The 25,456-nt window shown below is 71.6% G+C and carries 22 protein-coding genes; 9 read left to right on the forward strand and 13 right to left on the reverse strand.

Features of this window, described 5'->3' with window-relative positions; translation table 11 throughout:
• Positions 1-34: 34 nt before the first annotated feature.
• The 8 genes from ACH4S7_RS13400 (at position 35) to ACH4S7_RS13435 (ending at position 11,048) form a co-directional block, all read left to right on the forward strand.
• A complete protein-coding gene (locus tag ACH4S7_RS13400; RefSeq protein WP_398521255.1) occupies positions 35-2,446 on the forward strand; it encodes a hypothetical protein in 2,412 nt (803 codons plus the stop codon).
• Positions 2,436-3,881: a hypothetical protein gene (locus tag ACH4S7_RS13405; protein ID WP_398521256.1), complete on the forward strand. Its 1,446-nt coding sequence runs from the start codon at positions 2,436-2,438 to the stop codon at positions 3,879-3,881. The genes ACH4S7_RS13400 and ACH4S7_RS13405 overlap by 11 nt, the downstream gene beginning before the upstream one ends.
• A complete protein-coding gene (locus ACH4S7_RS13410) occupies positions 3,862-5,292 on the forward strand; it encodes a DUF4407 domain-containing protein (RefSeq protein ID WP_398521257.1) in 1,431 nt (476 codons plus the stop codon). Before ACH4S7_RS13405 ends, ACH4S7_RS13410 begins: the two co-directional genes overlap by 20 nt.
• 156 nt (positions 5,293-5,448) lie before the next feature.
• A complete protein-coding gene (locus ACH4S7_RS13415) occupies positions 5,449-6,858 on the forward strand; it encodes a TerD family protein (RefSeq protein WP_398521258.1) in 1,410 nt (469 codons plus the stop codon).
• A gap of 124 nt (positions 6,859-6,982) precedes the next feature.
• Positions 6,983-7,567, forward strand: a complete 585-nt coding sequence (locus ACH4S7_RS13420; RefSeq protein WP_398521259.1) for a sigma-70 family RNA polymerase sigma factor — start codon at positions 6,983-6,985, stop codon at positions 7,565-7,567.
• Positions 7,564-8,313: an anti-sigma factor domain-containing protein gene (locus ACH4S7_RS13425; protein ID WP_398521260.1), complete on the forward strand. Its 750-nt coding sequence runs from the start codon at positions 7,564-7,566 to the stop codon at positions 8,311-8,313. Before ACH4S7_RS13420 ends, ACH4S7_RS13425 begins: the two co-directional genes overlap by 4 nt.
• Before the next feature lie 206 nt (positions 8,314-8,519).
• Positions 8,520-10,271 (forward strand): molybdopterin-dependent oxidoreductase, encoded by a 1,752-nt coding sequence (locus ACH4S7_RS13430; RefSeq protein WP_398521261.1) that lies wholly within the window; start codon positions 8,520-8,522, stop codon positions 10,269-10,271.
• A 102-nt stretch (positions 10,272-10,373) separates the two neighbouring features.
• Positions 10,374-11,048: a fasciclin domain-containing protein gene (locus ACH4S7_RS13435; protein WP_398521262.1), complete on the forward strand. Its 675-nt coding sequence runs from the start codon at positions 10,374-10,376 to the stop codon at positions 11,046-11,048.
• A gap of 200 nt (positions 11,049-11,248) precedes the next feature.
• Here the strand turns inward: ACH4S7_RS13435 and ACH4S7_RS13440 are convergent, their stop codons facing one another.
• Positions 11,249-12,670 (reverse strand): DUF2252 domain-containing protein, encoded by a 1,422-nt coding sequence (locus tag ACH4S7_RS13440; protein WP_398521263.1) that lies wholly within the window; start codon positions 12,668-12,670, stop codon positions 11,249-11,251.
• 94 nt (positions 12,671-12,764) lie between these two features.
• The gene (locus ACH4S7_RS13445) at positions 12,765-14,687 is read right to left on the reverse strand and encodes a hypothetical protein (protein ID WP_398521264.1); all 1,923 of its coding nucleotides are present in this window, start codon (positions 14,685-14,687) and stop codon (positions 12,765-12,767) included.
• A 197-nt stretch (positions 14,688-14,884) separates the two neighbouring features.
• On the opposite strand from ACH4S7_RS13445, the gene ACH4S7_RS13450 reads away from it, so the two are divergent.
• Positions 14,885-15,898: a helix-turn-helix transcriptional regulator gene (locus tag ACH4S7_RS13450; protein ID WP_398521265.1), complete on the forward strand. Its 1,014-nt coding sequence runs from the start codon at positions 14,885-14,887 to the stop codon at positions 15,896-15,898.
• Positions 15,899-16,047: 149 nt separating this feature from the next.
• On the opposite strand, the gene ACH4S7_RS13455 is transcribed toward ACH4S7_RS13450, so the two are convergent.
• From ACH4S7_RS13455 to ACH4S7_RS13505, 11 genes are all read right to left on the reverse strand, one after another.
• Complete coding sequence (locus tag ACH4S7_RS13455) at positions 16,048-17,514, reverse strand: phytoene desaturase family protein (RefSeq protein WP_398521266.1); 1,467 nt, start codon at positions 17,512-17,514, stop codon at positions 16,048-16,050.
• A gap of 224 nt (positions 17,515-17,738) precedes the next feature.
• Positions 17,739-19,616 (reverse strand): ABC transporter ATP-binding protein, encoded by a 1,878-nt coding sequence (locus ACH4S7_RS13460; protein WP_398521267.1) that lies wholly within the window; start codon positions 19,614-19,616, stop codon positions 17,739-17,741.
• Entirely contained in the window at positions 19,613-20,503 is an 891-nt protein-coding gene (locus ACH4S7_RS13465) for a class I SAM-dependent methyltransferase (protein WP_398521268.1), read from the reverse strand. The genes ACH4S7_RS13460 and ACH4S7_RS13465 overlap by 4 nt, the downstream gene beginning before the upstream one ends.
• Positions 20,500-21,132: a hypothetical protein gene (locus ACH4S7_RS13470; RefSeq protein ID WP_398521269.1), complete on the reverse strand. Its 633-nt coding sequence runs from the start codon at positions 21,130-21,132 to the stop codon at positions 20,500-20,502. The genes ACH4S7_RS13465 and ACH4S7_RS13470 overlap by 4 nt, the downstream gene beginning before the upstream one ends.
• Positions 21,129-22,943 (reverse strand): alpha/beta fold hydrolase, encoded by a 1,815-nt coding sequence (locus tag ACH4S7_RS13475; RefSeq protein WP_398521382.1) that lies wholly within the window; start codon positions 22,941-22,943, stop codon positions 21,129-21,131. The genes ACH4S7_RS13470 and ACH4S7_RS13475 overlap by 4 nt, the downstream gene beginning before the upstream one ends.
• Positions 22,944-23,270: 327 nt before the next feature.
• Complete coding sequence (locus ACH4S7_RS13480; protein WP_398521270.1) at positions 23,271-23,489, reverse strand: hypothetical protein; 219 nt, start codon at positions 23,487-23,489, stop codon at positions 23,271-23,273.
• 40 nt (positions 23,490-23,529) lie between these two features.
• Entirely contained in the window at positions 23,530-23,724 is a 195-nt protein-coding gene (locus ACH4S7_RS13485) for a hypothetical protein (protein WP_398521271.1), read from the reverse strand.
• Positions 23,725-23,763: 39 nt separating this feature from the next.
• Complete coding sequence (locus ACH4S7_RS13490; RefSeq protein WP_398521272.1) at positions 23,764-23,955, reverse strand: hypothetical protein; 192 nt, start codon at positions 23,953-23,955, stop codon at positions 23,764-23,766.
• Entirely contained in the window at positions 23,952-24,140 is a 189-nt protein-coding gene (locus ACH4S7_RS13495) for a hypothetical protein (protein WP_398521273.1), read from the reverse strand. Before ACH4S7_RS13495 ends, ACH4S7_RS13490 begins: the two co-directional genes overlap by 4 nt.
• Positions 24,141-24,645: 505 nt before the next feature.
• Positions 24,646-24,978: a helix-turn-helix transcriptional regulator gene (locus ACH4S7_RS13500; RefSeq protein ID WP_398521274.1), complete on the reverse strand. Its 333-nt coding sequence runs from the start codon at positions 24,976-24,978 to the stop codon at positions 24,646-24,648.
• Positions 24,978-25,361, reverse strand: coding sequence for a type II toxin-antitoxin system RelE/ParE family toxin (locus ACH4S7_RS13505; protein WP_398521275.1), 384 nt, complete (start codon positions 25,359-25,361; stop codon positions 24,978-24,980). The genes ACH4S7_RS13500 and ACH4S7_RS13505 overlap by 1 nt, the downstream gene beginning before the upstream one ends.
• Positions 25,362-25,456: the final 95 nt, after the last annotated feature.

Below are 25,456 nucleotides of genomic sequence, written 5' to 3' on the forward strand. Positions count from 1 at the left end.
CGTGGCGGAGCCGATGGTGAATGGCGCGGAGCCGATGGTGAATGGCCAAGTGATCAACTCCTCCGGCGCCGCGGCGGTGGACGCCGAAAAGGAAACGGGTGACGGCATCCCGAAGAGAACCGGAACGAAGAACGGGACAAGCCCCGGCAGGACCTCCGACAAGATCAAGGAATCCCCCGCCGATCCATCGCCGCCACAACAAGATCGCAATTCGGCGGCAGATCCGGATTCCGTCGCACCGAACGCACCGAGTACACCAAGCGCTGCGAAAGATGCGAAAGACGCGAACGACCCCAACTCCGCGAACTCCGCGAACTCCGCGAACTCCGCGAACTCCGCGAACTCCGCGAACTCCGCGAACTCCGCGAACCGCGCGGACGAGCGGCTGGCCCAGGTCCAGCACAACTACGTCAACCAGTACTTCCAGGGCGCCATCCACGGCAAGGGAGCGGTCGCCGGAGTCGCGAACCGCGCCCCGAGCCCGCACGTCCGCGCCACCGGCCCCATGCGGAAGGAGGAGATCGACCACCTGGTCGAGTGCTACGCGGAGCCGGCTGCCTTCGGCGCGGCACAGCAGGCGCTCCAGGACGACCGGGTGGTGGCCCTGATCGGCGAACCGGGCACCGGGAAGCGCTCCGGCGCGGTGGCGCTGCTCAGGAGCGCCGTCCGACAGGCCCGGATGGTGGTCCTCTCCCCGGACCTCACCCTGGAGCAGCTCGCCGAGCGCCGCTTCGAGCCGGGGTACGGATATGTCGTCCTCGACCGGGTCGCCGAACCCCGGATGAGCGGTGAACAGGCCGACTTCGCCTGGCGCCGGGTCCAGGAACGGCTGCGGACCTGCACGTCGTACCTGGTGGTCACCGCCCGGCCGCGGACGGACTGCCCGCCGCCCACCTCCGTACGGCACATCGGCTGGGAGCCGCCCCCGGTCGAATCGGTACTGCGGGTCCGGCTCCGGCTCGCCTCGCACCCCGGCCCCGCAGTGGACGAGGCCGTCCGGCTGGCCAGACCGGGCTGCACCGTCGCCGAGGCCGCCGAGGTGGCCGAGCGGATCTGCGCGGGCGAGGCCCCGGAGGCGGTCTGGAAGGCGTACGACGACGGGACGTACGAGGCGGTCCAGCACTGGTTCGGCGCCGACCGTCCGATACGGGAGATCCTCCAGGTCACCGCGGTCGCCTTCGCCGAGGGCACCGGCCCCCGGACCTGTGAGCAACTGCTCGCTCTGCTGGAGAGCCGGCTCGACGGCGAGATCTCACGGGTCTCCCCCGGCCCCGACCGCTGGAACCAGTCGGGCGGCTCGCCGGCCGAATCGGCGGCCACGGAGCCGGACGCCACCGTGAAGCCGGTGGGCGGTGCCGCGGCCCGGCTCGACCACCGCAGGGCGATGCTGGACATCGAACTGCTCACGGTGGAGCGGATCCGGTCCGGCACGGTCACCCGGGAGGCGGTGGTGTTCCGGGCCCCGTCGCACCGCCGCTGGGTGCTCACCCAGCTCTGGTCGCACTACTCGGTCGACTTCTGGAACGCCGTACAGAAGTTCCTGACCGATGTGGTCAACAGCCCGGCCGCGCCCTGGCGGCCCGGCACCCTCACCGGGGCCCGCATCGAGGTGTCCATCGCCTCGGCGCTGGCGATGCTGGCGAGCACGGCGTACGAGGAGGTCACCGAGTACTACCTCCAGCCGTGGGCGACGGGGGAGGCGGGGGCACGCGGCCAGGCCATGGCGGCGTACGTCCTCTGGGAGATGTGCACCGACAAGGGCCTGGACACGGCGGCACTGGCCATCGCGAGGGAGTGGGCGCAGTCGTCCTCCCCCGAGCTGCGGGAGACGGCGGCGCTCGCCTTCAGCGGGCAGCTCGGGGTCCGTTTCCCCACGGACGCCGTGAAATGGCTCTGGCATCTGATCGTGCGGGAGACGACCCCCGGGATCGGCACCTACGCACTGGCACGGTTCTTCGCCGTGCTGGTGCACTACGAGGAGGACCCGTCCTGTGTGCTGGGCGCGCTGGCGTACCGGGTGCGCAAGCAGCTCTCGTACACCCGCCGCTCCCAGGTCAAATCGCTGACGTTCGTTGCGGTGATGAGCGTGCTGGCCGTACGGGACGCCAGCGGCCGGCCCGCGGCCATGCGCTGGTTCGCCGAACGGCCGGAACGGGGCGCCCGGCTGGTCGAACTGTGGACGGCGGCCCTCTGCTACTGGCCGCTGCGGCGGCTCACGCTCGACACCCTCACCGCGCAGCTCCGGGCGCTCCCCACCCTCACCCGGGATCCCGCCGCGATCGCCGCCGCGCTGGGACGGGGGCTCGGCGCCGCGGCGCCCGGCGAACGGGAGTTGGGCGCGCTCCACTCCGATCTGACCCGACTCGCCCTGCCGAAATGCCCGGCCGACGTCATCGTCCCGCTGCTGGAAGAACTCAGAAAGGCACAGTCCCGCTATGAAGGATGAGCTGAGCGGCTCCTACCCGATCGTGCTGCGGACGACGCTGGAGCCGGTGACCAAACGGCGTTGGCTGGGCGCCGGCGCCCGCCCGGGGAGCGAGCTGCCCCGGCTGGACGGTCATCAGGTGGCCGTCTACCGGGTCGGGGAGAACTGGATCGAGGACCACGGGGACATCGACCCCCGGGGCGAGACCGCACGGCGGGCCGGGTCGGTGGCCGTCGTGGACCGACGGCGCGACGTCCGGGTCGACGCCATGGTGACCATCCCGTCGGCGGACGCGACCGACTTCGCCGTACGGGCCCGTTTCCAGTGCACGGTCACCGATGCGGTGGCGCTGGTACGGGAGGGGCCGCGGGAGGCGTCCGCGGCCCTGGAGGGCTATCTGCACGGCTGCCCGGGGCTGGCGGAGGAGGGACTGGACTACGCCACCTCCGAGATCACTGAGGTACGCAAACGGGTGTCGGCGCTGCTGACGGCGAGCGCCACGGTGATGCCCCCGCGGTTCGCCGGACTCCAGGCCGATCTGATCGGCGTCGAGGTCCTCACCCCCGGCGAGCTGCTGGAGTACCGCAAGCACCTGGAGGAGCTGCGGCGGGAGCGGGAACGGACCGAGATCGAGCAGGCCGTGGCCCAGGACCGGCTGGTGCGGGAGGAGAAGCACAAGCAGGAGCTGGCCACGCTCCAGGAGGAGTACCAACTGCGGCTGCGCGAGCAGGAGCAGGAGTTCGAGATCGCCCGCGAGAAGCAGCGGTCGATGTTTGAGCGGGAGGAGGCGGAGAAGGACGCCGCGACCCCCGTGCCCACCTCACGGTCGATGCTGACCCGCGCCTTCATGAGGAAGGAGCTGACCGCCGAACAGCTCGCGGACCGGCTTCAGGCGGCCGAGCAGGAGGCGCGGCGGGCGGCGGAGCGCGAGGACGAACTACAGCGCGCCCTGCTGGAGAAGATGGCCGCCACGGACCAGGAGGAGGAGAGGCGGCGGGCCGAGCGGGACGACCGCCGCTGGGAACTGACCCGGCTGGAGGCCAACCGGATGCTGGAGACCCAGCGCGAGGACCGGCTCCAGAAGGACAACGAGAAGCGGGACGAGCGGCTGCGCCGGGAGAACGAACAGCGGACGTTCGCCGACCAGAAGCTCCAGATGCAGTTCGAGCTGTTCAAGCGGTTGATCCAGGAGGGCCACACCAGCAGCACGCCCATCGATATGGGGGAGATGCTGGAGCAGGTGCTCGGCCAGAAGCTGTCCCGGGCGCCGGAGTCGGCGACTGCCGGCCCCCAGGCGGAAGCGTCCGCGCTCGCCGCGCGTGCCCCGGCCGCCCCCGGCATCACCGATGCCACCGATGTCACCGATGTCGATGTCGAGGTGGCTGTCGAGATCGAGGCGGACGCACACGACCTCGGCGAGGCGGTGAGAGAAGAAGATGGCTACGAGGACCGGTGAACCGGCCGCCACCCCCGACGCATCACCGGAGCCCCTGCCGTCGCCCTCAGCCACCGTGGGCCCGGCCTCCGCAGGTCCGCCCACCGTGGGTCCGGTCACGGTGGGCCCGGCCGAGCCGGCGCGGGGCGTCGGCCGGCGGCTGCGGAATCAGATAGGCGTCAGCGAACCCACCCTGGACTGGGTCCCCGCCGAGCGGATGGCGTACGCGCGCTACGGCGGGATCGTCATCGCCACCGCGCTCATCGGCGGCGTCTCGTTCTGTCTGGCGCTCGATTCGCTGATGGCGGGCGCGCCGCTGGCCGTGCTGCTGGTGGCCGGCGGGGTGTGGACCGGATTCGTCTATCTCATCGACAGCTGGCTGGTCTCCAGCACCCACGGCAAGGTGAGCCGCCGCCGCGTCCTCGCGCTGCTGCCACGGCTGCTGCTCTCCCTGCTGCTGGGCCTCGCCATCGCGGAACCGCTGCTGTTCCAGGTTTTCCACGTCGAGATCGAGAAGGAACTCGCCGTGGACCGCGAACGGGAGACGCAGAACTACTACGGGGAGCTGCTGCGCTGCAATCCGGTCGACGGCACCCCGACCGTGACGGTGGCCGGCTGCGGTGAACGGCAGTTGGGAGTGAAGGGCTCTCCCGTCCTGCTGCGGGACGAGCTGGCCGCCACGAACACCCAGGCCAAGACCCTGCGCGTGCATATCGACGGGGTGGACGGACTCCAGGCGGCGAAGGACGCCACGGCCGCCGACCTGTGCGCGTCGAACAACTGGATCCGGCGCGGCCGTGGCTGGGACGTCACGGTCAGCTGCGAACGGGCCCGCCGATCGGCGACCGCGTACCAACAGGGCAATCCGGTCGACGCGGACCGCCGGACCCTGGCGGCGCTCGGGACCCGCTCCCGCGCCCTGACCCAGGACCTGAAGACGGCATCGGACCGCTACCGCACCCGGGTACTGGCCGCCGCCGAAACCCGGCGCGCGATCAAGGAACGGGAGCTGCGCTCCAGCGGCCTGCTGGACCGGGTCGGGGCGCTGGGCACGGTGATGGCGGGCAGCGGGTACGCCCTCTTCTTCGGTCTGCTGCTCCACCTCCTGCTCCTGGTCATGGACTCGCTGCCGGTGCTGGTGAAGCTGATGGGCGGGGTGACCCGGTACGACAGGCTGCTGGCGCGGCGGATGGAGAGCGTGGAGCGGATGCACGGCGTGGACCGCCGACTGCGGGAGACCTGGCACCGGGAGGAGAAGGAGGCGGATCTCGCCCTGGAGCGCGCCGGGGTGACCGAGGAGTGGGAGGCCCGGGAGCACGAACTGCGGAAGGGCCGGCTGGAGCGGGAGGCGGAGGCGCGCGCACTGGTGCGGACCCTGGCCCGCCGCCTCCTCGCGGAGGGTGCGAACCCGGTGCCGGGGCCGCGCGGCTGAGGCGGTACGGACCGGAATGGACCGGAATAGACCGGAGGGCCTGGACCGTGGGGGCGGTCCGGGTCCTCCCCCGGGTCACGTGATTCGACCACCGCGCTGCCCCGGTCCGCCGAGACGTGCCAAGGTGGCCGAAAACGACTGCTGGGGAGATCGGTCATGACAGAACTGACGAAGGGCGCGAACACGCCGGTCGGCGCGGAGCGGATCACGGTCGAACTGCGCCGCTCGGGCGCGCCCGTGGACCTCACCGCGCTGCTGATCGGCGCGGACGGCAAGGTCGGGTCGGACGCCGACATGGTGTTCTTCAACCAGCCGAGCGCCGGCGCCGGCGCGGTCCGGCACACGGCGGCGACCCCCGGCGGGCCGGAGCTGATCACCGTGGACCCCGCCGCCCTCGCCGCCTCCGTGCACCGGGTGGTCCTGGTCGGGAGCTGCGATCCGGACGACCCGGGCCGCACCTTCGCGGAGGTGACGGAGCTGGCGGTACGGGCGGTTCCGGAGGGCGGGGAGCCGGTGCTGTTCCCGGTGCCGCCGATGACGGACGGCGAACGGGCCGCCGTGCTGCTGGAGATATACCGGAGGGGGCCGGGCTGGCGGATACGGGCGGTGGGTCAGGGGTACCGGGAGGGGCTGGCGGGCGTGGCGACGGACTTCGGCGTCGAGGTCGCCGAGGAACCACCGCCCGCGCCGGCCCCCGTACCTGCATCGACCCCCGTACCTGCGCCGGCCCCCGTACCCGTAGCTGCATCGACCCCCGCTCCCGTATCCGCTCCGGTATTCGCTCCCGCTCCCGCTCCCGCGCCCACCCCGGCGCCCGCCGCAGCCCCCGCCATGAGTCTGATCAAGCCGCCGCTGGGCCGGATCAGCCTGGACAAGGGCGCGCGTGCCGCGATCAGCATGGACAAGCAGGACCGCGAGCTGGCCATCGAGGCCGCGCTCGAATGGGACGGTGGCGACGCGAACAGGCGCAAGCGCGGCGCGGACCTCGACCTCTACGCCCTCTTCGTACCGGCGTCCCGCGCGGTGCGCGGTGTGAAACCGGCCGGGACGCTCGTCAAGTCCGGCCACACCCCGCAGGGCGAGGCCGTCCGCCCGGAGAACGGCGCGGTCCGCTCCGGCGAACAGCCGACCGGCGCGGTGGACCGGGCGAACGTCGTCTACTACAAGAACCTCGGCTCGCTGAAGGAGAAGCCCTACATCCAGCTCGACGGCGACTCCAAGGTCCCCGGGCGGGAGGCGATCCGCATATCCCGCCCCGATGAACAGGGCTACATCCTGCTCTGCGCCTACTCCGCCGTCAGCAACGGCTTCGGATCGTTCCGCAGCTTCGGCGCCAAGGCAGTGATCAGCGACGGCCGGGGCTCCACGGTCACCGTCCCGCTCTTCGAGAACACCAAGACCCGCTACTGGGTCGCCCTCGCCCTGCTCGACTTCACCACGGACGACGGCGCGGCGGTGCGGCACATCGAGTCGTACAGCGGCCGGATGAACGAGCGTCGCCCCCTGCTCCATATCGACGGCACGATCGAGATGAACGCGGGACCGGTCGAGTTCAAACGCCCCTGACACCCACGGCGTCAAGGCGGCGCGTCAACAGAGCGGCGAGAAGAGTGTCCCCCGCACCAATCCGGTGGGGGGTCCGGCTTCGAATCACGGAGACACATCGTGTAGGTCTCGGGAGGAACGCCGCGTGAGAGAAGCGGTGCACATTGGCAGGAGCCCCTCGGCGGGCCCGGATCTCGAAGAGCTGATGCGGCTGGTCGCGCGGGGTGACCAAGAGGCGTTCTCGGCGCTGTACGACGCAGTGGTGGGCCCCGTGCTCGGCGTCGCGCGCGGCGTGCTGCGCGATCCGGCGCAGTCCGAGGAGGTCGCCCAGGAGGTGCTGACCGAGGTGTGGCGGACCGCCGCCCGCTACCGGCCCGATCGGGGATTGGTCATGAACTGGGTGCTCACACTGGCTCATCGGCGGGCGATCGACCGAGTGCGTTCGGTCCAGGCATCGGCCGTACGGGAGGAGAAGGCCGCGCGGTTGGAACACGTGCCGGCCTATGACGAGGTCGAGGAAGAGGTGGCGACCCGCCTGGAGCGGGAACAGGTCAGACGCTGTCTGCGGACGCTCACGGAACTACAGCGCGAGTCCGTGACCCTGGCCTACTACCGGGGGCTGACCTACCGCGAGGTCGCCGATGTGCTGGCGACGCCGCTGGGCACCGTGAAGACCCGGCTGCGGGACGGGCTGATCCGGATGCGCGACTGCCTGGGGGTGGGCGGATGAAGAGCGCCGATGTACACACGCTGTCGGGCGCTTACGCGCTCCACGCGCTGCCGGAGGACGAGCGGATCGCCTTCGAGCGCCATGTGACGGAGTGCGAGAGCTGCCGCACGGAGACCCGCGAATTCGGCGAGGTGGCGGCCCGGCTGGGACTGGCGGCCACCGTCACCCCACCGCCCGAACTCAAGCGGGTCGTGATGCAGCGGATCGGGACCGTACGGCAGGAGGGCCCCCGGAGCGCAGCGCGCCCCGACCCTGCGGTCCGGCCGTCGGCGGGCCGTCGGCTCTCCCGGTGGGCGCTGGCCGCCTGTCTGGCCGCCGCCACCGCACTCGGTGGTTCGGCGGTCTGGCAGCACCAGGAGGCCGAGCAGGCGCGCGACCGGGTCGAGAGCCTGCGGGGTCATCTGGACCGGCTCGCCACGGTGCTGGCGGCGCCCGACGCGACGTCGCGTACGACCGGACTGCCGAACGGCGCCCGCGCGACGGTCGTCACCTCGCGGGAACGGGACAAGGCCGTCTTCATCGGGACCGATATGGCCAGGCCACCGTCGGGCAAGGTCTACCAACTCTGGTTCGACGACGGCGGAACGATGCGTTCCGGGGGGTTGATGGATCCGGACCGGGCCACGGAGTCGGTACTGATGGCGGGCCCCTTGGGCGATTCGACGGGCATGGGCATCACCGTCGAGCCGGCGGGAGGGTCGAAGGGGCCGACATCGGCGCCGGTGGCGTTGATCGGATTCGGCTGATCCCCGCGGAGTGACAAGGCAGTTGCCGAGTGATTCGGAGCCGATGACCCCGGCGGATTGGTCTCAGGGGAAAGAACATTCCTTTGGGCGAGAGACCAATCCGCACCCCCTCCCCGCACCGGATTCCCCCCGTGAACGAAGAGCGGAGAGACCCGAGTCGGCGAACCCGCCGGTGGCGGCGCGGTGCGCTGGGTGCCCTGTCGGGGGTGCTCGCCGGATACGCGTCGCTGGCGGTGGCCGAGTCGGTGTCGGCACTGGTCCGGCCCGAGGCCGGTCCGGTGATCGCCGTCGGTGGCGCGGCCATCGACCGGACCCCGGCACCGGTGAAGGACTGGGCGATCCGGGAATTCGGCACGAACGACAAGCTCGTGCTCCAACTGGGCATTCTGACGGTGCTCGCACTGCTCGCCCTGGCGCTGGGCGCCGTCGCGGTGCGCCATCGGCGGGCCGGATCGGCGGGGGTGCTGCTCTTCGGGGCGATCGGGGCGCTCGCGGCGACGAACCGCCCGGACTCCACGGGCGTCGTGGACGCGCTGCCGTCGGTCGCCGGGGCGTTCGCCGGAGCGGGACTGCTGTACGCGCTGGTCGGCCGGCTGCGGGCGGTGCGGCCCGGCTCCGGTGCGGTCGACCGAGCCCCGGAACAGCGGCCGGTGCCCGGGACAGTTCCGGACCAGCAGGACCAGGCGGCACCTGATCACGATCAGACGGCACTTGATCGGAATCGGGCGGCACTTGACCACGATCGGGCGGCACCTGATCAGGATCTGGATCAGCAGCGGGAACCCGACGGTGAGCGCCCCCACCTCAACCCCCACACCGGTCCCGTGCCGTCGCGGCAGTCGGAGCCCGAGTCCGAGTCCGAGCCCGATTGGGACCGGCGCGGCTTCATCGTGGCCGCCGCCGCCGCTGCCGCGGCCTCCACCGGAGCGGGCGCGCTGGGCCGGGAGCTGAACGACTCCCGGGGGCGCGGCGCCGTGGACTCCCGTAACCGGATCACCTTCCCGGCCCCCGCCTCCCCCGCCGCCCCCGTACCGAAGGGCGCCGCGCTCCGGGTCCCCGGCGTCAGCCCCTTCATGACGCCGAACAAGGACTTCTACCGGGTCGACACGGCGCTGGTGGTCCCCAAGGTGGACGCCGGTCGGTGGCGGCTCCGCATCCACGGCGAGGGGGTCACCCGCCCGCTGACCCTGACCTACGACGATCTGCTCCGCCGTGAACTGATCGAACGAGACATCACCTTGACCTGCGTCTCGAACGAGGTCGGCGGACCGTATGTGGGCAACGCCCGCTGGATCGGCGTACGGCTGGCCGATCTGCTCGGCGAGTGCGGGGTGCGGCCACCGTCGGACGGTGGCCCGGCCGATCAGCTCATCGCCCGCTCGGTCGAGGGGATGACGATCGGCAGCCCGGTCGAGGACATCATGGACGGCCGCGACGCCCTGCTCGCCCTCGGTATGAACGGGCGGCCGCTGCCGTTCGACCACGGCTTTCCGGTACGGATGGTGGTGCCGGGGTTGTACGGGTTCGTCTCGGCGTGCAAGTGGATCGAGGACCTGGAACTCACCACGTTCGACGCGTACGACCCGTACTGGGTGAAACGCGGCTGGGCCCGGCAGGCGCCGATCAAGACCCAGGCCCGGATCGACACCCCCAAGCCGTTCGCCCGCCCGGCGGCGGGTCCGGTGATGGTCGCCGGGGTCGCCTGGGCGCAGCGGCGCGGTGTCACACGCGTCGAGGTCCGGATCGACGACGGCCCGTGGGAGGAAGCGGACCTCGCCGCCGAGGACACCCGGGACACCTGGCGCCAGTGGTCGCTGCCGTGGCGGGCGACCAGCGGCGGTCACACCCTGACCGTGCGCGCCACCGACGGCACCGGTGAGACCCAGACCGAGAAACGTGCCGGGACGGTCCCCGACGGGGCCAGTGGCCGGCACTCGGTGGTGGTCACCGTGGACTGACCGCCCACTCCCCTCGCCCCGTTCTCCCCTTCCCCTCCTTTTCCCTCTCTCCCCCTCCGGGCGGGCGTCCGCCCTCCCTCTCCCCCTCTCAAGGAGTCATCCATGAACGCCAGCACGCTCCGTTTCCGCCGCACCGCCCTTGCCGTGGTCGCCGCCGCGACCCTGCCGCTGGGCCTGGTGGCCTGTTCGGACGACGGCGACAAGAAGGACAGTGCGTCGGACAGCGTGTCGGAGAAGTCGACGGAGGCCACCTCCGACTCCGCGCAGTCGTCGGAGGGCGCCACGGACGGTATGACCTCGGACGCGCCGTTCGGTCCGGCCTGTGCGTCGGTCCCGGCGAACGGCGCGGGCTCCTTCAACGGCATGGCGAAGGACCCGGTCGCCACGGCGGCCTCCAACAACCCGGCGCTGTCGACGCTGGTCACCGCCGTGAAGAAGGCGGGCCTGGTCGACACGCTCAACAACGCCCAGAACATCACGGTGTTCGCGCCGACCAACGACGCCTTCGCGAAGATCCCCAAGGCGGACCTGGACAAGGTCCTCGCCGACAAGGCCATGCTCACCAAGGTCCTCACATACCACGTGGTGGGCGAGCGGCTGAGCCCCGAGAAGCTGGCCAAGGGCTCCTACCCGACCCTGGAGAAGAGCGCGCTGACGACGGCCGGCTCGGGTGAGTCGTACACGGTCAACGGCACCGCGAAGACGGTGTGCGGCAATGTGCAGACTGCCAACGCGACCGTGCACATTATCGACTCGGTCCTGATGCCGAAGGCGTAACCGCCGCCGTACGGCACCGAAACGCCGCGTTCCCGGGCCATCCGGCATGGCACGGGAACGCGGCGTTTCCGTCCCGTACGAGGTCTCCGTACGAGGTCTCCGTACGAGGTCCGCGTACGACGTCTGCTTGCGAGGTCCGCGTACGACGTCTCCGTGCGACGTCTGCGTACGAGCGCCCTGGACGAGATCGCCGTACGGGCTCACGCGGAGGTGGCCGGGACCCGCCCGTCCCGTACCGCCGTCACCAGGGCCAGATGATCGCGTTCGTTCTGGTCGGCGTAGCCCTCGGCGAACTCCACCAGCGCGATGTCGAAGACGTCGCCCGCGCCCAGATAGGCGGCGATGGCGATCCGGTCGCCGGAGCGGGCATGGGCCCGTGCCAGGGTCTGCCCGCAGAGTTCGCCGAACACCCGCATTCCGTTGGGCACCATGATCGTGGGGTCCAGGATGCCCTTCCAGTCGTGCAACTGCCGTACATAGAAGTCCCGTTGGTGACCGTCCAGGCCCTTGACCCGGTCCCAGCCCAGGAACATGTCACCGACCGCCTGCATCAGCCGCTGCCCGGCGACCACGCGCTTCCCCTGGTTCTGGTACTCGCTCTCGCCGACGTGCGCGGCGAGCACCGACCGGTCGGCCTCCTTCGCCTGGAGGATCAGGGGATCCTCGTCGTCCCGGCCCAGCAGCAGCAGGACCCAACAGCGGGTGCCCACGCTGCCCACCCCGACGACCTTGCGGGCGATATCGGCCACGCGGTACTGCCGGAGCAACTGCCGCCGCTCCGTGGACAGGCTCCGGCCGTACCGGTCGACCAGCCGGTGGAGCTCCCGTACCAGCCGGTCGCGCTCGCCGCCCCGCAGCAGATCCTCGATCGGCACGAGCAGCGGCGGATCGGGCACGAACCGGCGTTCGCCGTCGCGGAGCCGGGTGAGCTTCCCGAACGCCTGGAGACTGTCCCGGGTACGGGCCTTCGCCATCGCCTTGGCCACCCGCCCGCGACCCCGTGCGCTGAGCCGCTGGTCCGCCAGGACCTGGAGCCGCTCCATATCGCCGCGGTCGTACCAGACGTCGAGATTGCCCATACCGGCGAAGACGCGCATCCGCTCGCGGTAGGACCGTACGGCCGCCCGGACGATCCGGGCCCGTTCCTTCGCCGGGTAGCCGTTCTCCCGGCCGGCGATCACCAGACTCACGGCGAGCCGTTTGACGTCCCACTCCCACGGCCCCGGCAGGGTCTCGTCGAAGTCGTTGATATCGAAGACCAGCCGCCGCTCGGGCGAGCCCAGCAACCGGAAGTTCAGCATGTGGGCGTCGCCGCACAGTTGCGCGGTGATGCCGGAGTTCGGGGTCGACGCCAGATCACCGGCCATGATCGCCGCGGCGCCCCGGTAGAAGCGGAACGGTGATTCCGTCATCCGCCCGTACCGGATGGGCACCAGCTCCCGCACCCGTCGCTCCGACTGCTCCTCGACCACCGTCACGGGGTCGGTGCGCCGCGTCCCGGGGGTGAAGCCCGCATGGCTCGACCTCGGCACCCGTTTACGGGCCGCTCTGCCCCGCTCCGCCCGCTCCCGGGGAGACGGTCGCGGCCGGTCTCCGGGAGGGATTCCGCCGCCCTTGGCCATGGAACGCACCTTCCGTCCGCGAACACGACGTACCTGAATGTCCCGTCTGTCCATTATCCGGCCGGTCCCGGCGCGCGCACCTCCACCCACTGCCTCACTCCGCCGCCAGCCGCCGCCCCAGTACGTCCAGCCCGTGCCGGAGCCGGCGGAAGTACGTGGCCCGGCTCATATGGAGCCGGCAGGCGAGCTGCTGGTGGGTCTGGGGCCGCCCGAGGTAGTAGTGCAGCAGGATCCACCCCGCCTCGGCGTCCTCCGGTATGTCGCTGTCCGCCAGCGTGCGCACCCCGTCCCGCAGCCAGTCCCGTAGATCCGGCACGGTCGCCGTCCGCGGGCGGATCAGCAGCGGGCTCTGGGCCAGCCGGTCCGCGTCCCCGATGTGGGCGAGGGCCCGGCCCACCTCCCGGCCCGTCGGCGGCCGGGAAGCCTGCCGGTCCGATGCGTGGAAGAGCCGTCCCACCCAGTCGGCTATCGCGTCACGGCCGAAGTCCTGGCTGTAGATCTCGGGCTTCCGGCCACAGCGGTAGACGTCGTCGTTGGTGGTGCCGTGCTGCTGGAACCGCAGGCGGGAGAGGAGTTTCTGGTAGTGCGGGTTGGGCGTGGAGACCGTCAGCAGCAGGCTGTTGGCCATGACGTGGTGCAGCAGATCGCGCAGCAGGCGCGCGTGCAGCCCCCGGTCGGGACAGAAGGCGGCGCCGAGCACCAGGCTCTCCGCGCGCTGTCGGTCGAGCAGTTGGTCGGTGTGCTGCTGGAGCAGCGGCTCCACGCTGTGCACGGTGCGATCGGCGACGCGGACCAGGCCCATCACCCCCACGGCCCGTCCGTCGGCGTCCCGGGCCAGCCGGAAGCCGGCGGGGTCGTCGCGCAGCCACTGGTCCACCAGACGGTCCGTACGCCGGGTGTCCATGCCCCCCTGCCGGGCCCACTGGTGCATCAGCCCGCCGATGGCGTCGGCGTCCCCCGGGGCGGCGGTCTGGATCAGACCCGTGGACGGGCTCGCGGGAAACAGGGTCTCGCGGATCGTGTCGTCGCCGCTGAGGGCCATGGCCCCTTCGGCGAGCCGGCTGTGCCGCGTGACGCCGGACTCGCCGGCCAACTGCTTCCTCCGGTGGGCGAGCGCACGGGCCCACGAGCCCTTGTGTGCGGCGGGCTGCCGCCAGCGGTGGGCCTGTTCGATCACGCTGCGGAACGGTTCGAGGATGGTGAGCCCGAGTTCCGTACGGGTGACGAGGCTGAGCCGGCCGAGTGCGTCGAAGAGTTCCCGGTCGGCCTTGAGTAGCTCCCGGTCACCCGACCACATGGTGGCCAGCCGCTCCAGCGCGGGCTGCAACCGGTCCACGGGCTCCTCGCGGGAGAGCCGCTCCACGATCTCGCGCGTGACCTGGTCGGCCACGGCTCCGGGGGCGTCCGGCGAGGCGCCCGCGTGCAGGGCCCGGCAGGCCGCCCCGGCGATCAGCGGATTGCCGCCCGCGAGCCGGACGACCAGATCCCGCGCCCGCGGGTCGGCCAACTGCGCGTGCACCGTCAGATGCCTGATCCGCTCGTCCGGCCATGAGGGGATCCCCAGGACCATGGCCCCCGACAGGGTCCAGTCCGGGTGCGCCAGCAATGACAACCTGCTGACCAGGAGTAATGGCCGGGCGTCCGTACCGCCCGTACCGCCCATGGGCCGTACCCCCGCCGACCGTGACGACAACCCCGACAACCCCGACAGTGACGACAGCGCCGACAGCGCCGCCGGGCCGTCCACGCCGTCGATGACCAGCGGCTGACCGGTGGTCTCGGCCAACGCCTCCGGCACCGCAGCCACGCCGTCGGGCCGGGACAGATCCAGCACGCGCGCCGACCGCAGCCGGGAGACGAGCCAGGACTTCCCGCTGCCGAGCGGACCGGTCAGATTGACCAGCCGGTGTCTCTCCAGCGCCGCCCGCAGCCCACCCGGCGTCAGCCGCGGTGATCCCGACAGCGCCGGTGAGCCCGCAGGCACCGCAGTCACCGCAGATACCGCCGCATCAGCCATCAGACCTCCTGCCACGCTCCCCGAAGGGCCCGTTGTCGCACTCGGCGACCACCCTATTGACCGAGTGTCATGGCGAGAAGGCGATGTGAACAGCTGTCTGATCTGAGACTCGCGTGAGACTCCGCTCCGCGAGTGCGCGGCTAGCTTGTGTCCGTGGTCACACCAGACATACGGGACTGAGCACTCAGGGAGATGGCATGGACACCCACAGCATGTCCGTACTCGGCCTGACCAGCGCGGAGGAGGACGTCTACCGCCACTATCTGCGGAATCCGGGAACGCCCGCGCGCGCCGTCCATGTGGTGATCCCCAGCGACCGGGAGAGCGCCGTCCGGGCGATCGGCCGGCTGCGGGAACTCTGGTTGCTGCACGGGGACGACGACGGCATGTGGGCGACGGACCCCGGTGTCGCCGTGCCGAGGCTGGCCGAGGAGCAGCTTGACTCGGCACACCGGACGATGCGTCAGCTCGTCAACACCCGCCCCATCCTCTGGTCCTTGCAGCGCGACAGACCGGGCCCGGGAGCCGAGCCCCCCTCCTCCGGCGAAGCCGAACCGGCCCTGCGCCGGATGGAGGACCTGCGCCAGGTGCGCGCCCACATCGACCAACTGGCCTTCAGCGCCCGGTCGGAGGTGCTGGCGTCCGAGCCCTACGACGCGCTGTCGCCCGAGAACATCGCGTACGCCCGGCACCTCGACCTCCGCTGTCTGCGGCGCGGCGTACGGATCCGCAGCCTCGTCCGCGCCCGCGCGCTGGAGGATCCGGGGACCCTGGACCATCTGCGGGAGCTGCGGGCCGGGGGCGCCCGGATCAGGGTCGCGGACGAGCTGTCCGAGCTGATGCTCGTCTACGACCGTCGTACGGCCCTGGTGCCCATCGACGCCCGCGACACCAGCAGGGGCGCCCTCTGTACCGAGGAGAGCAGCCTGGTGAACAGTCTCGTGGGCCTCTTCGAGAGGCTCTGGGCCGCCGCGACGGATTTCGACGGTCTGGCGGCGACCGAGGACGGCGGGCAGGCCGCCCGGCTCACCGACGCACAGCATCGGGTGCTGACCACCATGTGCGCGGCGAGCAAGGACGAGACGGGCGCCCGGCAGGCCGGGATGTCGCTGCGCACCTACCGTCGGCACATCTCCGACCTGCTGCGGCTGCTGGGCGCCAGCAACCGGGCGCAGGCGGCGCTGCTCGCCCGCGAGCGGGGCTGGGTGTGACCGGGGCGCCCCTCGCCCGGGTGCCGAGGGCCGGCCCGCCACCTCGCTCCGGCCCTCGCGCGGGCCCGCTCCGGCCCCGCGGGGCCAACGCCCCACTCCCTGGCATCCGGTGGCCGGTACCCCGCACCACCCCTCCGGCCGCTCACCGCTCACCTCTCACTCACTCCGGTGACGGCCCGCCCCAGGGCCGGCAGCGGCAGGCCGAACTCGCGGCGCAGCGCCGACCGCGCCGCCAGCAGACCGCACATCCCGTGCACACCGGGCCCCGGCGGGGTCGCGGCCGAACACAGATAGACCCCCGGTAGCGGGGTGCGGTACGGGTCCCACTGCGCGACCGGCCTGAACAGGCTCTGCCGCAGGCTGATGGCCCCGGTGGCGATGTCCCCGCCGACGTAGTTGGGGTTGTACTCGGCGTAGGCCGCTCCGGACAGACCGCGTTCGGCGATCACGGTGTCGCCGAAGCCCGGCGCGTACCGCTCGATGGCCGCCCGGATCACCGGCAGCGGGTCCCGGGTCGAACCGTGCGGCAGATGGGCGTAGGCCCACACGGGCCGGCGTCCGGCCCGGGCCCGGCCCGGGTCGGCGACCGCCGGATCGACCACCAGGACGAAGGGCCGGTCACTCGACTCGCCCCTGGCGTTGATCGTTTCCTGTCGGAAGACCTCCGCCGCCGTGCCGCCGATGTGCACGGTTCCCGCCCGGCCGACGTCCGGGGCCGACCAGGGGATCGGCTCGGAGACGAGGAAGTCCGCCTTGCCGACGGCCGGACCGTACCGGTAGCGGCCGAGCCGCCGGGCGTAGCCGGAGGGCAGCCGGTCCCCGGCGAGAGCGGGCAGGGCGGTGGGCGAGGTGTCCAGCAGCACGGCCCGCACCCCGTCGAGCTGCCGCAGATCGGTGATCTTCCGCCCGGTGTGCAGGACACCGCCGTGCGCCCGGATGTCATCGGCCATGGCATCCGCGATGCGCTGACTGCCGCCGCGCGGCAGCGGCCAGCCGGGCCCGTGGGCGAGCTGGGCGAGCAGCAGACCGACGGCCGCGCCGGGCAGCGACGGCAGTGGGCCGATCATGTGTGCGGCGGCACCGGCCAGCAGCGCGCGGGCCTCCTCGCCGCGGAAGGAGTGCGGGCCGAGCCGGGTGCCGTGCAGCAGGACCCGGCTCAGCAGCGCCGGGGCGGCCCGGAGCCCGGTCGGTCCGCGCAGATCGGAGAGGAGTAGTTCGACCATGGCCGCGCTCCGCGCCAGCAGGGGTTCCAGCAGCCGCCGCCAGCGCGGTCCGTCCGGGCCGAGCCCCGCGCAGGTGGTGTCGAGGTCGTGCCAGGCGAGGGCGGCCCGCCCCCCTTCCAGGGGATGCGCGTAACTGATCGCGGGGCGCAGCATGTCCACCCGTTCGGCGAGGCCGAACTCCCGGAAGAAGGGGGAGGCGACGGCCATCGGGTGCACGGCCGAGCAGATGTCGTGGACCACGTCGGAGTCGAAGAGGGCGGCTCCGCGCAGTCCGCCGCCGATCGTGTCGGCGGCCTCGTACACCGCGACCCGCAGTCCCGCCCGGGCCATGGTGACGGCGGCGGCGAGCCCGTTGGGGCCGCTGCCGACGACGGCCACGTCCATGTCACTCATCGACCACTCCTGTCCGCGGCCGGCCGGGGGCGCCGGTCATACCACTGCCGTCCGTCGACGGCGGGCGCCGAACCCACAGGGGCACGGGCGGTCGCGGCGGGGGCCCCGCGCGCTGTCGAGAGGGGTGCGGCTCGTCCGGCGGCTCCTACGAGGGCTCATCGGTCGGCTACCACGCGGCTCATCGGGCGATCCCCGCAGGGCCCATCCGGCGGCTCCCGTGGGACTCATCGGGCGACCCCCGCGGTGGGGAGGTTCGGCGCGACGGCCTTCCCGATGGACGGTTTCCCGCCGGAAGGAGGCTTTTCGGCGCCAGGCCCCGCCAGGGCCCCGTCAGCGAACTGGGCCGCGGCCAGCCGCCGGTACAGCTCATCGCCCTGGATGAGCTGCTGATGCGTCCCGACGGCACGCACCCGGCCGCTGTCCAGGACCACGATCCGGTCGGCCTCGACCACGGTGGAGATGCGGTGGGCGATGGCGACGACCGCGCACCGGTCGGCGATCCGCCGCAAACTGTCCCGCAGCGCCGCTTCGGCGTCGGAGTCCAGATGGGCGGTGGCCTCGTCGAGGAGGATCACCGCGGGCTTCTGGAGCAGGGCGCGGGCCACGCACAGCCGCTGGCGCTGTCCGCCGGAGAGCCCGATGCCCTGGTCCCCGAGGAGGGTGTCCAGTCCGTCGGGCAGTCCGGCGATCATCTCGGTGAGCCCGGCGAGTTCGACGGCCTCCGCGATGTCCGCGTCGCCCGCATCCGGCGCGGCGTAGACGATGTTCTCCCGGAGGGTGCCGCGCATCGCGGCGTTGTCCTGCTGGACATAGCCGACGCGACCGCGGATCTCGGCCGGTGACAGATGGGCGATGTCCTTGCCGTCCAGGATCACGGCGCCGTCCCCGGGCCGGTAGAACCGCTCGATGAGTTGGAAGACCGTGGTCTTGCCCGCGCCGGAGACGCCCACCAGGGCGGTGAGTCCACGGCGGGGGATGGTGAAGGAGACCCCGTTCAGTACGGGCCGGTCGCCGTAGCCGAAGCCGACCTCCCGGAACTCCACGGCCGGGTGGCCGCCGTCCGGCGCCGGTCGCGGTACGGGGGCCGCGGAGCCGTCCCCGGGGCCGGGGGTGTCCTCCTGCGGGATGCCGTTGAGCTCGTCCACCCGCTGGACCGCGGCCCGGCCCTGCTGATAGGTGCCGATCGAGAGGAAGACCAGGACCAGCGGCGATACGAGGTAGAAGAGGTACATCGTGAAGGCCGTGAAGTCGGCCACGCTGAGGGAGCCGGTCGCCACCCGGGCCATGCCGAGGCCCATCACGGCGGCCAGCGACGCCTGGAGGCCGACGTTCAGTACGGGGGAGAGCAGGGCGTTCAGGATGGTGACCCGGTTGCCGGACCGCCGTGCCTGGTCCGCCCGCTCCGCGAGCCGGTCCTCCTCACGGCCCTCGGCGTTCGCCGCCTTCACGGTGGGCAGGGCGGACAGCACCCGCTGGAGATCGGCGCCGAACGCGCCGGTGTCGGCTCGGTTCACCAGGGCCGCCTTCCGCAGCCCCCGGGCCACCCAGATGGAGGCGACGCTCGCGACACCGAGACAGCCGACGGTCACCAGCAGCAGCCAGACGTCGATCAGGGCCATCATCACGGTGCCGCCGACCACGATCAGGCCGTTGAGGACGATCTGCGCGAGGCTCTGCGTCAGCGCGATCTTCATCAGCGCGGTGTCGCCCACCAGCCGGGTGTGCACATCGCCCTGCCGCTGGGCGTTCAGGTGCGCGAGGTCGGCGCGGAGGACCTTCCGCGAGAGCAGGACCCGGGCGTCGCGGACGATGTTCTCGCCGGCCCTGCCGATCAGATAGCCCTGGGTCGCGGAGAGCGCGGCGTCCGCCACGAACAGGACGGCGAGCAGGGTGATGAGCCCGGCGACCGGCCGGTTCCCGCTGACCGCCTCGATCAGGTGGGCCACCAGCTTGGGCTGTACGAGGGTGGACACCACCCCTCCGACGCCCAGCAGCACCCCGCCCAGCAGGAGCCGCCGTTGGGCACGGGTCAGCTCCCGGATGAGGCCGCGCGACGAGGCGGTGGTGGTCACGACCGGCGCGGCGGCGATGGTGCTGGTCACGACCGCTCCCCCTGCTCGGCGACCACGTCAGCGGCCTTCTCGGCGACCACGTCAGCGGCCTGCTCAGCGGCCTGCTCGTCGGCCCGGACATAGCGGCTGATGTGGACGGCGCTCTGGTCGGGCACGAACGCCCCTCCCGACCAGTCGCCCTGCCGGGACACCAGCACCAGCCCGGCCTCGGCCGCGTACGCGTCGACCTCCTCCGGCATGGTCAGCCGGTTGACCTCGCTGCCGAGCCGGACGCCGCCGGCCTCGTGCCACAGGTGGGAGGTGTGCCAGAGGCCCCGCTCCGGGATGAGCGTGGAGTACGTCTGGAGCCCGGTGCCGGGCTCCGGGTAGGGCGCGAAGAACGAGGTGCGGACGCGCCCTTCGTGCAGGGTGTGCACGAGACCCGGGTTGTGGGTCTCCACCACCAGCGTGCCCCCGGGGGCCAGATGGTGCGCCGCCCGCGCGACGGCGGTGCGCTGCCCGGCCGCGTCGAGCACCAGGGACAGGGTGGCGCAGACGGCGTAGACCAGCCCGTAGCGGGTGCCGTCGTCGTAGGTGCGGATGTCACCGTGTACGGGGACGACGGGGGCGCCCGACTCGGCGACGGCGGCGCGGAGCTGGTCGAGCATCTCCGGGGACGAGTCCACCCCGACGACCTCGCCGGTGCGGCGGGCGACCGGTACCGCGATGCGACCGGTGCCCACGCCCAGTTCGAGGGTGCGGCCACCGGGGTGCCAGCCGGCCAGTGTCTCGGCCGTGCGCTCGGCGGCGCCGTCCTGAGGGAAGAGCCGGTCGTAGAAGGCGGCGAACTGTCTGCCGTAACCGACGTCCATGATCTCGGGAGCGACAGAAGGGGCGGCGGACGGGACGGCGTTCGATGGGGCGGTCGCGGTGCTCACGCGTGCTCGCTTTCTGCCACCGGGGCGGATTCCGTCGCCGCCGGGGGCGCCGGGGTCCGCATCGGCGTGTAGGGAGAGACGAAGATGATCTCGGGCTCTTCGGAGTCGTCGTAGCCCGCGTTGCGGACCAGCGTGAACTGGAATCCCTTCACATCGGTGGCGCCCGTACGCTCGATCTCGGCCCGGAACCAGGCGGTCAGCATCCGGTAGCCGGGCAGACCCCGCGCCACCTGGAAGCCCTTGTCGAGATGGCGCATCACCTCGGTACCCAGGTCGAAGACGGCCTTCTCGGCGCGGCGACCGGGGAACCAGACGACCTGATGGGCCCGGCGCCCGGCGATGACCTCCACCGGCTCCCATTCGGAGGTCTCGCCCGCCTCGTTGAGGGTCCGGCAGTAGAACTGCAGATCGTGCTGGGCCGGGGTCGGCGCGAAGAAGCGCCAGTTGGGGAAGAGCGTGGAGAACACGTCGAGCTTCACGACCCGGCTGAACGACGGCTGCGGGTGCTGGGCGCAGACGGTGCCCAGCAGGGCGAGGCCGGCGACCAGGCGGTAGGCGCCGTCCGGGCCGCCGAAGTGCCGGGCGAGCAGCTCACGGGCGGGCTTCGTGAGCCGGGCGGTGGTGGTCACCGGGCCTCCTGTTCCGCCGTGGCGGAGTGCTGTCCGGCCGGGGCCGGGGTGGTGGTGTCGCCGAGGAAGGCCAGCAGGTGCCGGACCGCCTCACTGGCGAGCTGCGGATCGGTGAGGATGCCGTCGTGGTCGGATCCCTCGATGACGACGTTGCGGACGGTCCGGCCGGGCAGGTGCGCGTCGGCGAGGTCCTTGTGCATCAGCAGATGGTCGGGGTCGCGGTCCACGGTGTGCTGGGCCGACAGCACCAGTCCATGGGCGTCCAGCCGGGCGAGCGGCCCGCTGAAGGAGCGGAAGTCCCGCTCCGCCGAACGCCATTCGCGCAGGGCCGCGGTCCACACCCGGTGATCCGCGTACTCGGCCATCGCCCTGTTCCGTACGGTGGTCGGCAGCGTGCGCACCCACTCGGGGGGCTGCATCAGGATCCCGAGGCCCAGCCGCAGGCTGACGGAGGTCGTACGGATCAGGTCCTCGATGAACCGGGCGTTCTTGCCCTGCTGTTCGGACCGGTCGAGCTGCTCGGGGTGGGAGCTGTCGACATAGACGACGGAGTGCACCCGCTCCCCGAGCCGGGCCGCGGCCCGGCGGGAGATCTCGCCGCCCAGGGAGTGCCCGACCAACGAGACCTGACGTCCCGCGGGGATGGCCGCCTCGATCAGATCGATCAGATCGTCGACCGATTCGCCCAGGTGGTACGGGGTGTCGGCGTGACGCCTGCTCGGTCCGTAGCCGGCCCGGCTGTAGGCCAGCCACTGCCGTCCATCGGCGTTGAATGCGCGGGTGTACCAGCCGAAGTGCGCCGGCATGGCGCCGAGTCCGTGGACGAGGACCACCACCGGGCCGGTGTCCTGCCCGGTGATCGTGGAGTCGTGGCTCAGCTCGTTGCCGTGCCGGGTGGTCACCGTGGAGCCGTAGGTGTTGTCGGTGGCCCGCAGCCGGCGGTGGAGGGCGACCGCGGCGGCCGTCGCCACGCCACCGGCCAGCAGTAGACCCACGGCCGCGGGCATCCGGTCGTCCCGTCCGGCGACCGCGGGGTGGCTGCGGGGTGCGCTGGTGTAGGCGACCATCGGGTGCATCGCGGCGAAGGCGGGGAGGAACCTGCCGAGCCCCATGACGAAGCCGTTCGCGATGTGGAAGGCGACGACACCGCCGAGCATCGGGCGGGTCAGCCGGCCGCCCTTGAGGTAGAGCACCGGGAAGAGGCACTCCATGGCCAGCACGCCGTGCGCGAGGGTGCGGGCCGAGCGGGGGTAGCGCCGCGTCAGCCGCCAGATGCCCTCGTGCCCGTACGTCTTGGTGCGCATCACACCGGTCAGTGCGTCGCCGGTGCGCCAGTCCCGGCCGAGGAGCTTGACCCAACCGGAGATCAGGTACGACATGTTGGACTGGAGCGCCACGTACCACATCAGCGCGTCCTGGGCCTGGGGCGTGGGCGCGAGCCGGGCCAGTCCGGTAGCGGTCTGCACCAGCCCGGACGCCTGGTCGGAGCCATCGGTGCCGTAGCGATGGGTGGGGTAGAGCAGGGCGCCGCTGACACCGAGGAAGAGATTGGCCGCCCCGCGCCAGCGGCCGTCGCCTGGCAGCAGCAGCGCGGCGCTCGCGGTCGCGCGGGCGGTGTGCAGGGCCAGGGTGGTCCGCTCGTCGGCGACGACGTCGAGGAGTTTGCGCAGCGGTCTGCCGTACCGGGCGTGGCTGTGCTTGGCGATGGCCCAGTCGTTCAGCCCGCCCGGCCGCTTCTGCCGCTGGGTGGTGAGGTGTTCCAGGCTGGACAGCAGCGAGGTCACCGCCGACAGCCGCTCGGATGCGCCCATGGCCTGGTTGCGGGAGAGGGGCAGGGGGCCGCTGAGGGCGGACAGCAACGCTCTGGCCGTGGGCTTCGATCGTCTCGACCTGGCGAGGGGAGAGGGCATGGAAGGTTCTCCTGGACGGAAGTCTGACCGCCGTTTCGGCGGACCCCCGCCGCCGGTGGGGACCGGCGGCGGGGAGTGTTCGGCGTGGGCACTGCCCGGATACGGGACGGATGACCGGCGGTTCCGTCGAACGCCCTCGTCAGCCGGCCGGTGCACCGCCCCGGCCGTCCGTCGAACGTCGTCGTCAGCCGGTCGGCGCACCGCCCCGGCCGGTCATGGCGGACCTCGTCAGTTGACGCCGGTGAGAATCTCCGGCACCGGCTGCAGCGGCCCACCGTCTCTGCCGGCCACGAACGCGTTCACCAGCGCCATGCCGATGATCACGCCGGCGGCCACGGACGGCGTGGCCACGACGGGCGTGTGCGTGGTGACGAAGCGTCCTTCCACGTCCTCGATGCCGATGTCGGTCAGCGCACCGGGCCGGTGCAGGAAGGAAACGTCGCTCATATCGATCTCCTCATCTGATGGATGTGATGGTTCAGGGGCGTTACTGAATCTCCGGCTGGGTCTCCCCCATGGCCTCGGTGACCATCACGCCGAACGCGATGCCCGCGCCGAAGGCCGCCGCCGCGATCACGGGGGTCGCCGTGACCGGGGCGGCCATCGTGGCGGTGAACCCGGGGTCGGTCTCGACCAGTTCGGGCGCCGTCATCGGTGCGACAGGGCACACGGAAACGCTCATGGTGTTCTCCTGGGATGTTCGATGGCGTGAAGGAACCGCTCAGAGCTGCGGATGCTGATCGCTGATCGTGACGCAGACGTGCACACCGAGCCCGAACTCCGCGATGACGGGCATGACGCTGGCGGTCGGACCGGCGCCGGTGGCGTTGTGCCCCGGATCGGTCTCGGTCAGCGCCCGGGCGGTGACGGCCGTCTCAGGACAGGGAAGGATCTTCCTTATCGGGCGGTTCACTGCATTATCGGCTGGTTCTCGCCGATGATGGCCCCCGCCGCGTAGGCGATGACCACGGCGGCGGCGACGGTGGCGACGAGCTGCGTGGCGGCGACCGGCGTCACGCTGTCGAACACCTGCCCCTCGGCACCCTCGTCCAGCGGACCGACGGCCTCGGCCCACGGTTGCGATCTAACCTGCTGCAATTTCCCTCCTCTGTCAGCCTGACCGGCACCGGGGAAGCACCCGCCAGGTCCGTACGGGAACGCGCCCCCGGGGCCATGACCCCTGCTGGACCGGCGTTCCGTCTCCGCCAACAACCATGGCCAGCACCCTTGTTGAACGGAAGATCGCCGAATGGCACATCCCTGCAATGCGGCCCGCAGGATGGTGCAACCCCCGCCGACCCGTCCCCGGGACGTTTGAGAGCCCGAGGCCCCCGGGCATCCTTGATCCCCACCCGGCCCCCCCACCCGCCGCCCGTGCCCCACACCGCCCGACCCCCGAAGGCGTCACCAGGCCACCTGATTGCGCCCCGCCCCCGGCCCCTCGTCATCCGTCGCCGGGGACACGCCGAAGGCCCCGCTGCGAACAGCGGGGCCTTCGATGGCAGTGCGCCCGACGAGCCATCGGACGTACGAGATGTGAACCGGCAAGCGGGCTGCCTCCTATGCGCCCGCCTGCCAACTGTCCGGGGTCGGCCAAGCCCAGTCAGGCGGCATGTCCGGTGAAGACGACAGTCGAGTTGTCGCCGTCCAACGCGATGTTGAGTGAGGCATCGAGGGCCTTGGCGAGGCGGGCCAGTAGCGGCAGCGTAGGAACAGTTCCGCCGAGCTCAAGCTTCGACACCTGCGGCTGGGTCATGCTTGCCCGCCTGGCGAGTTCGCTCTGGGAGATGCCCAGCTCGGCTCGACGGTCGTACACGGCCTGTCCAAGATCGAAGGCCATACGGATCTCGGTGCGCACCGCCTCGACTTCCGACATCCCCTGCCGGTCCTCTGCGGTCGCACGTTCGCGCGAGAGCTTCCAGCGCGTGTGGTTCATCAGCCCTCACCCTTCCTTACCTCGCGAGTGAACTCGTCATGGGCGGTGTGACGCTCCGCTTCGCAGAGCTTCCTCGCCTGTTTGGCGCGGTGTACTTCGGCATCTTCTCGCATCCGTGTCTTACGGAACACGGTCAGGAATACGATCCGGCGGCCGGGCGCGAGCCAGTAGGTCAGGCGGATGGCGTTGCCGTCATGTCCCACAGCGAACCGCAGCTCCCGTAACCCTTCGCCCAGGTGGCGAGAGTACGGCTCGGCAAGCGTTGTCGGGGCGTTGAGCAGCCGTTCGGCCGCATGCTCAGCTTGCAGATAGTCGCGATCGGAGAGGTTGTCCAACCAGTGCCGGACCTCCGCTTCAATTTCGATCTCCCAGCCATCTTCCATATAGCCGACTGTATAGACAGTCAAGTGTATGGACAACCGGGTGGGCGGCGGAGCCGCTCTATCGAGACTTGGTCGAGGTCACGCCACGAGCTCCC

Origin of the sequence: Streptomyces sp. NPDC020965 (assembly GCF_044333555.1) — a bacterium.
Taxonomy (GTDB): Bacteria; Actinomycetota; Actinomycetes; order Streptomycetales; family Streptomycetaceae; genus Streptomyces.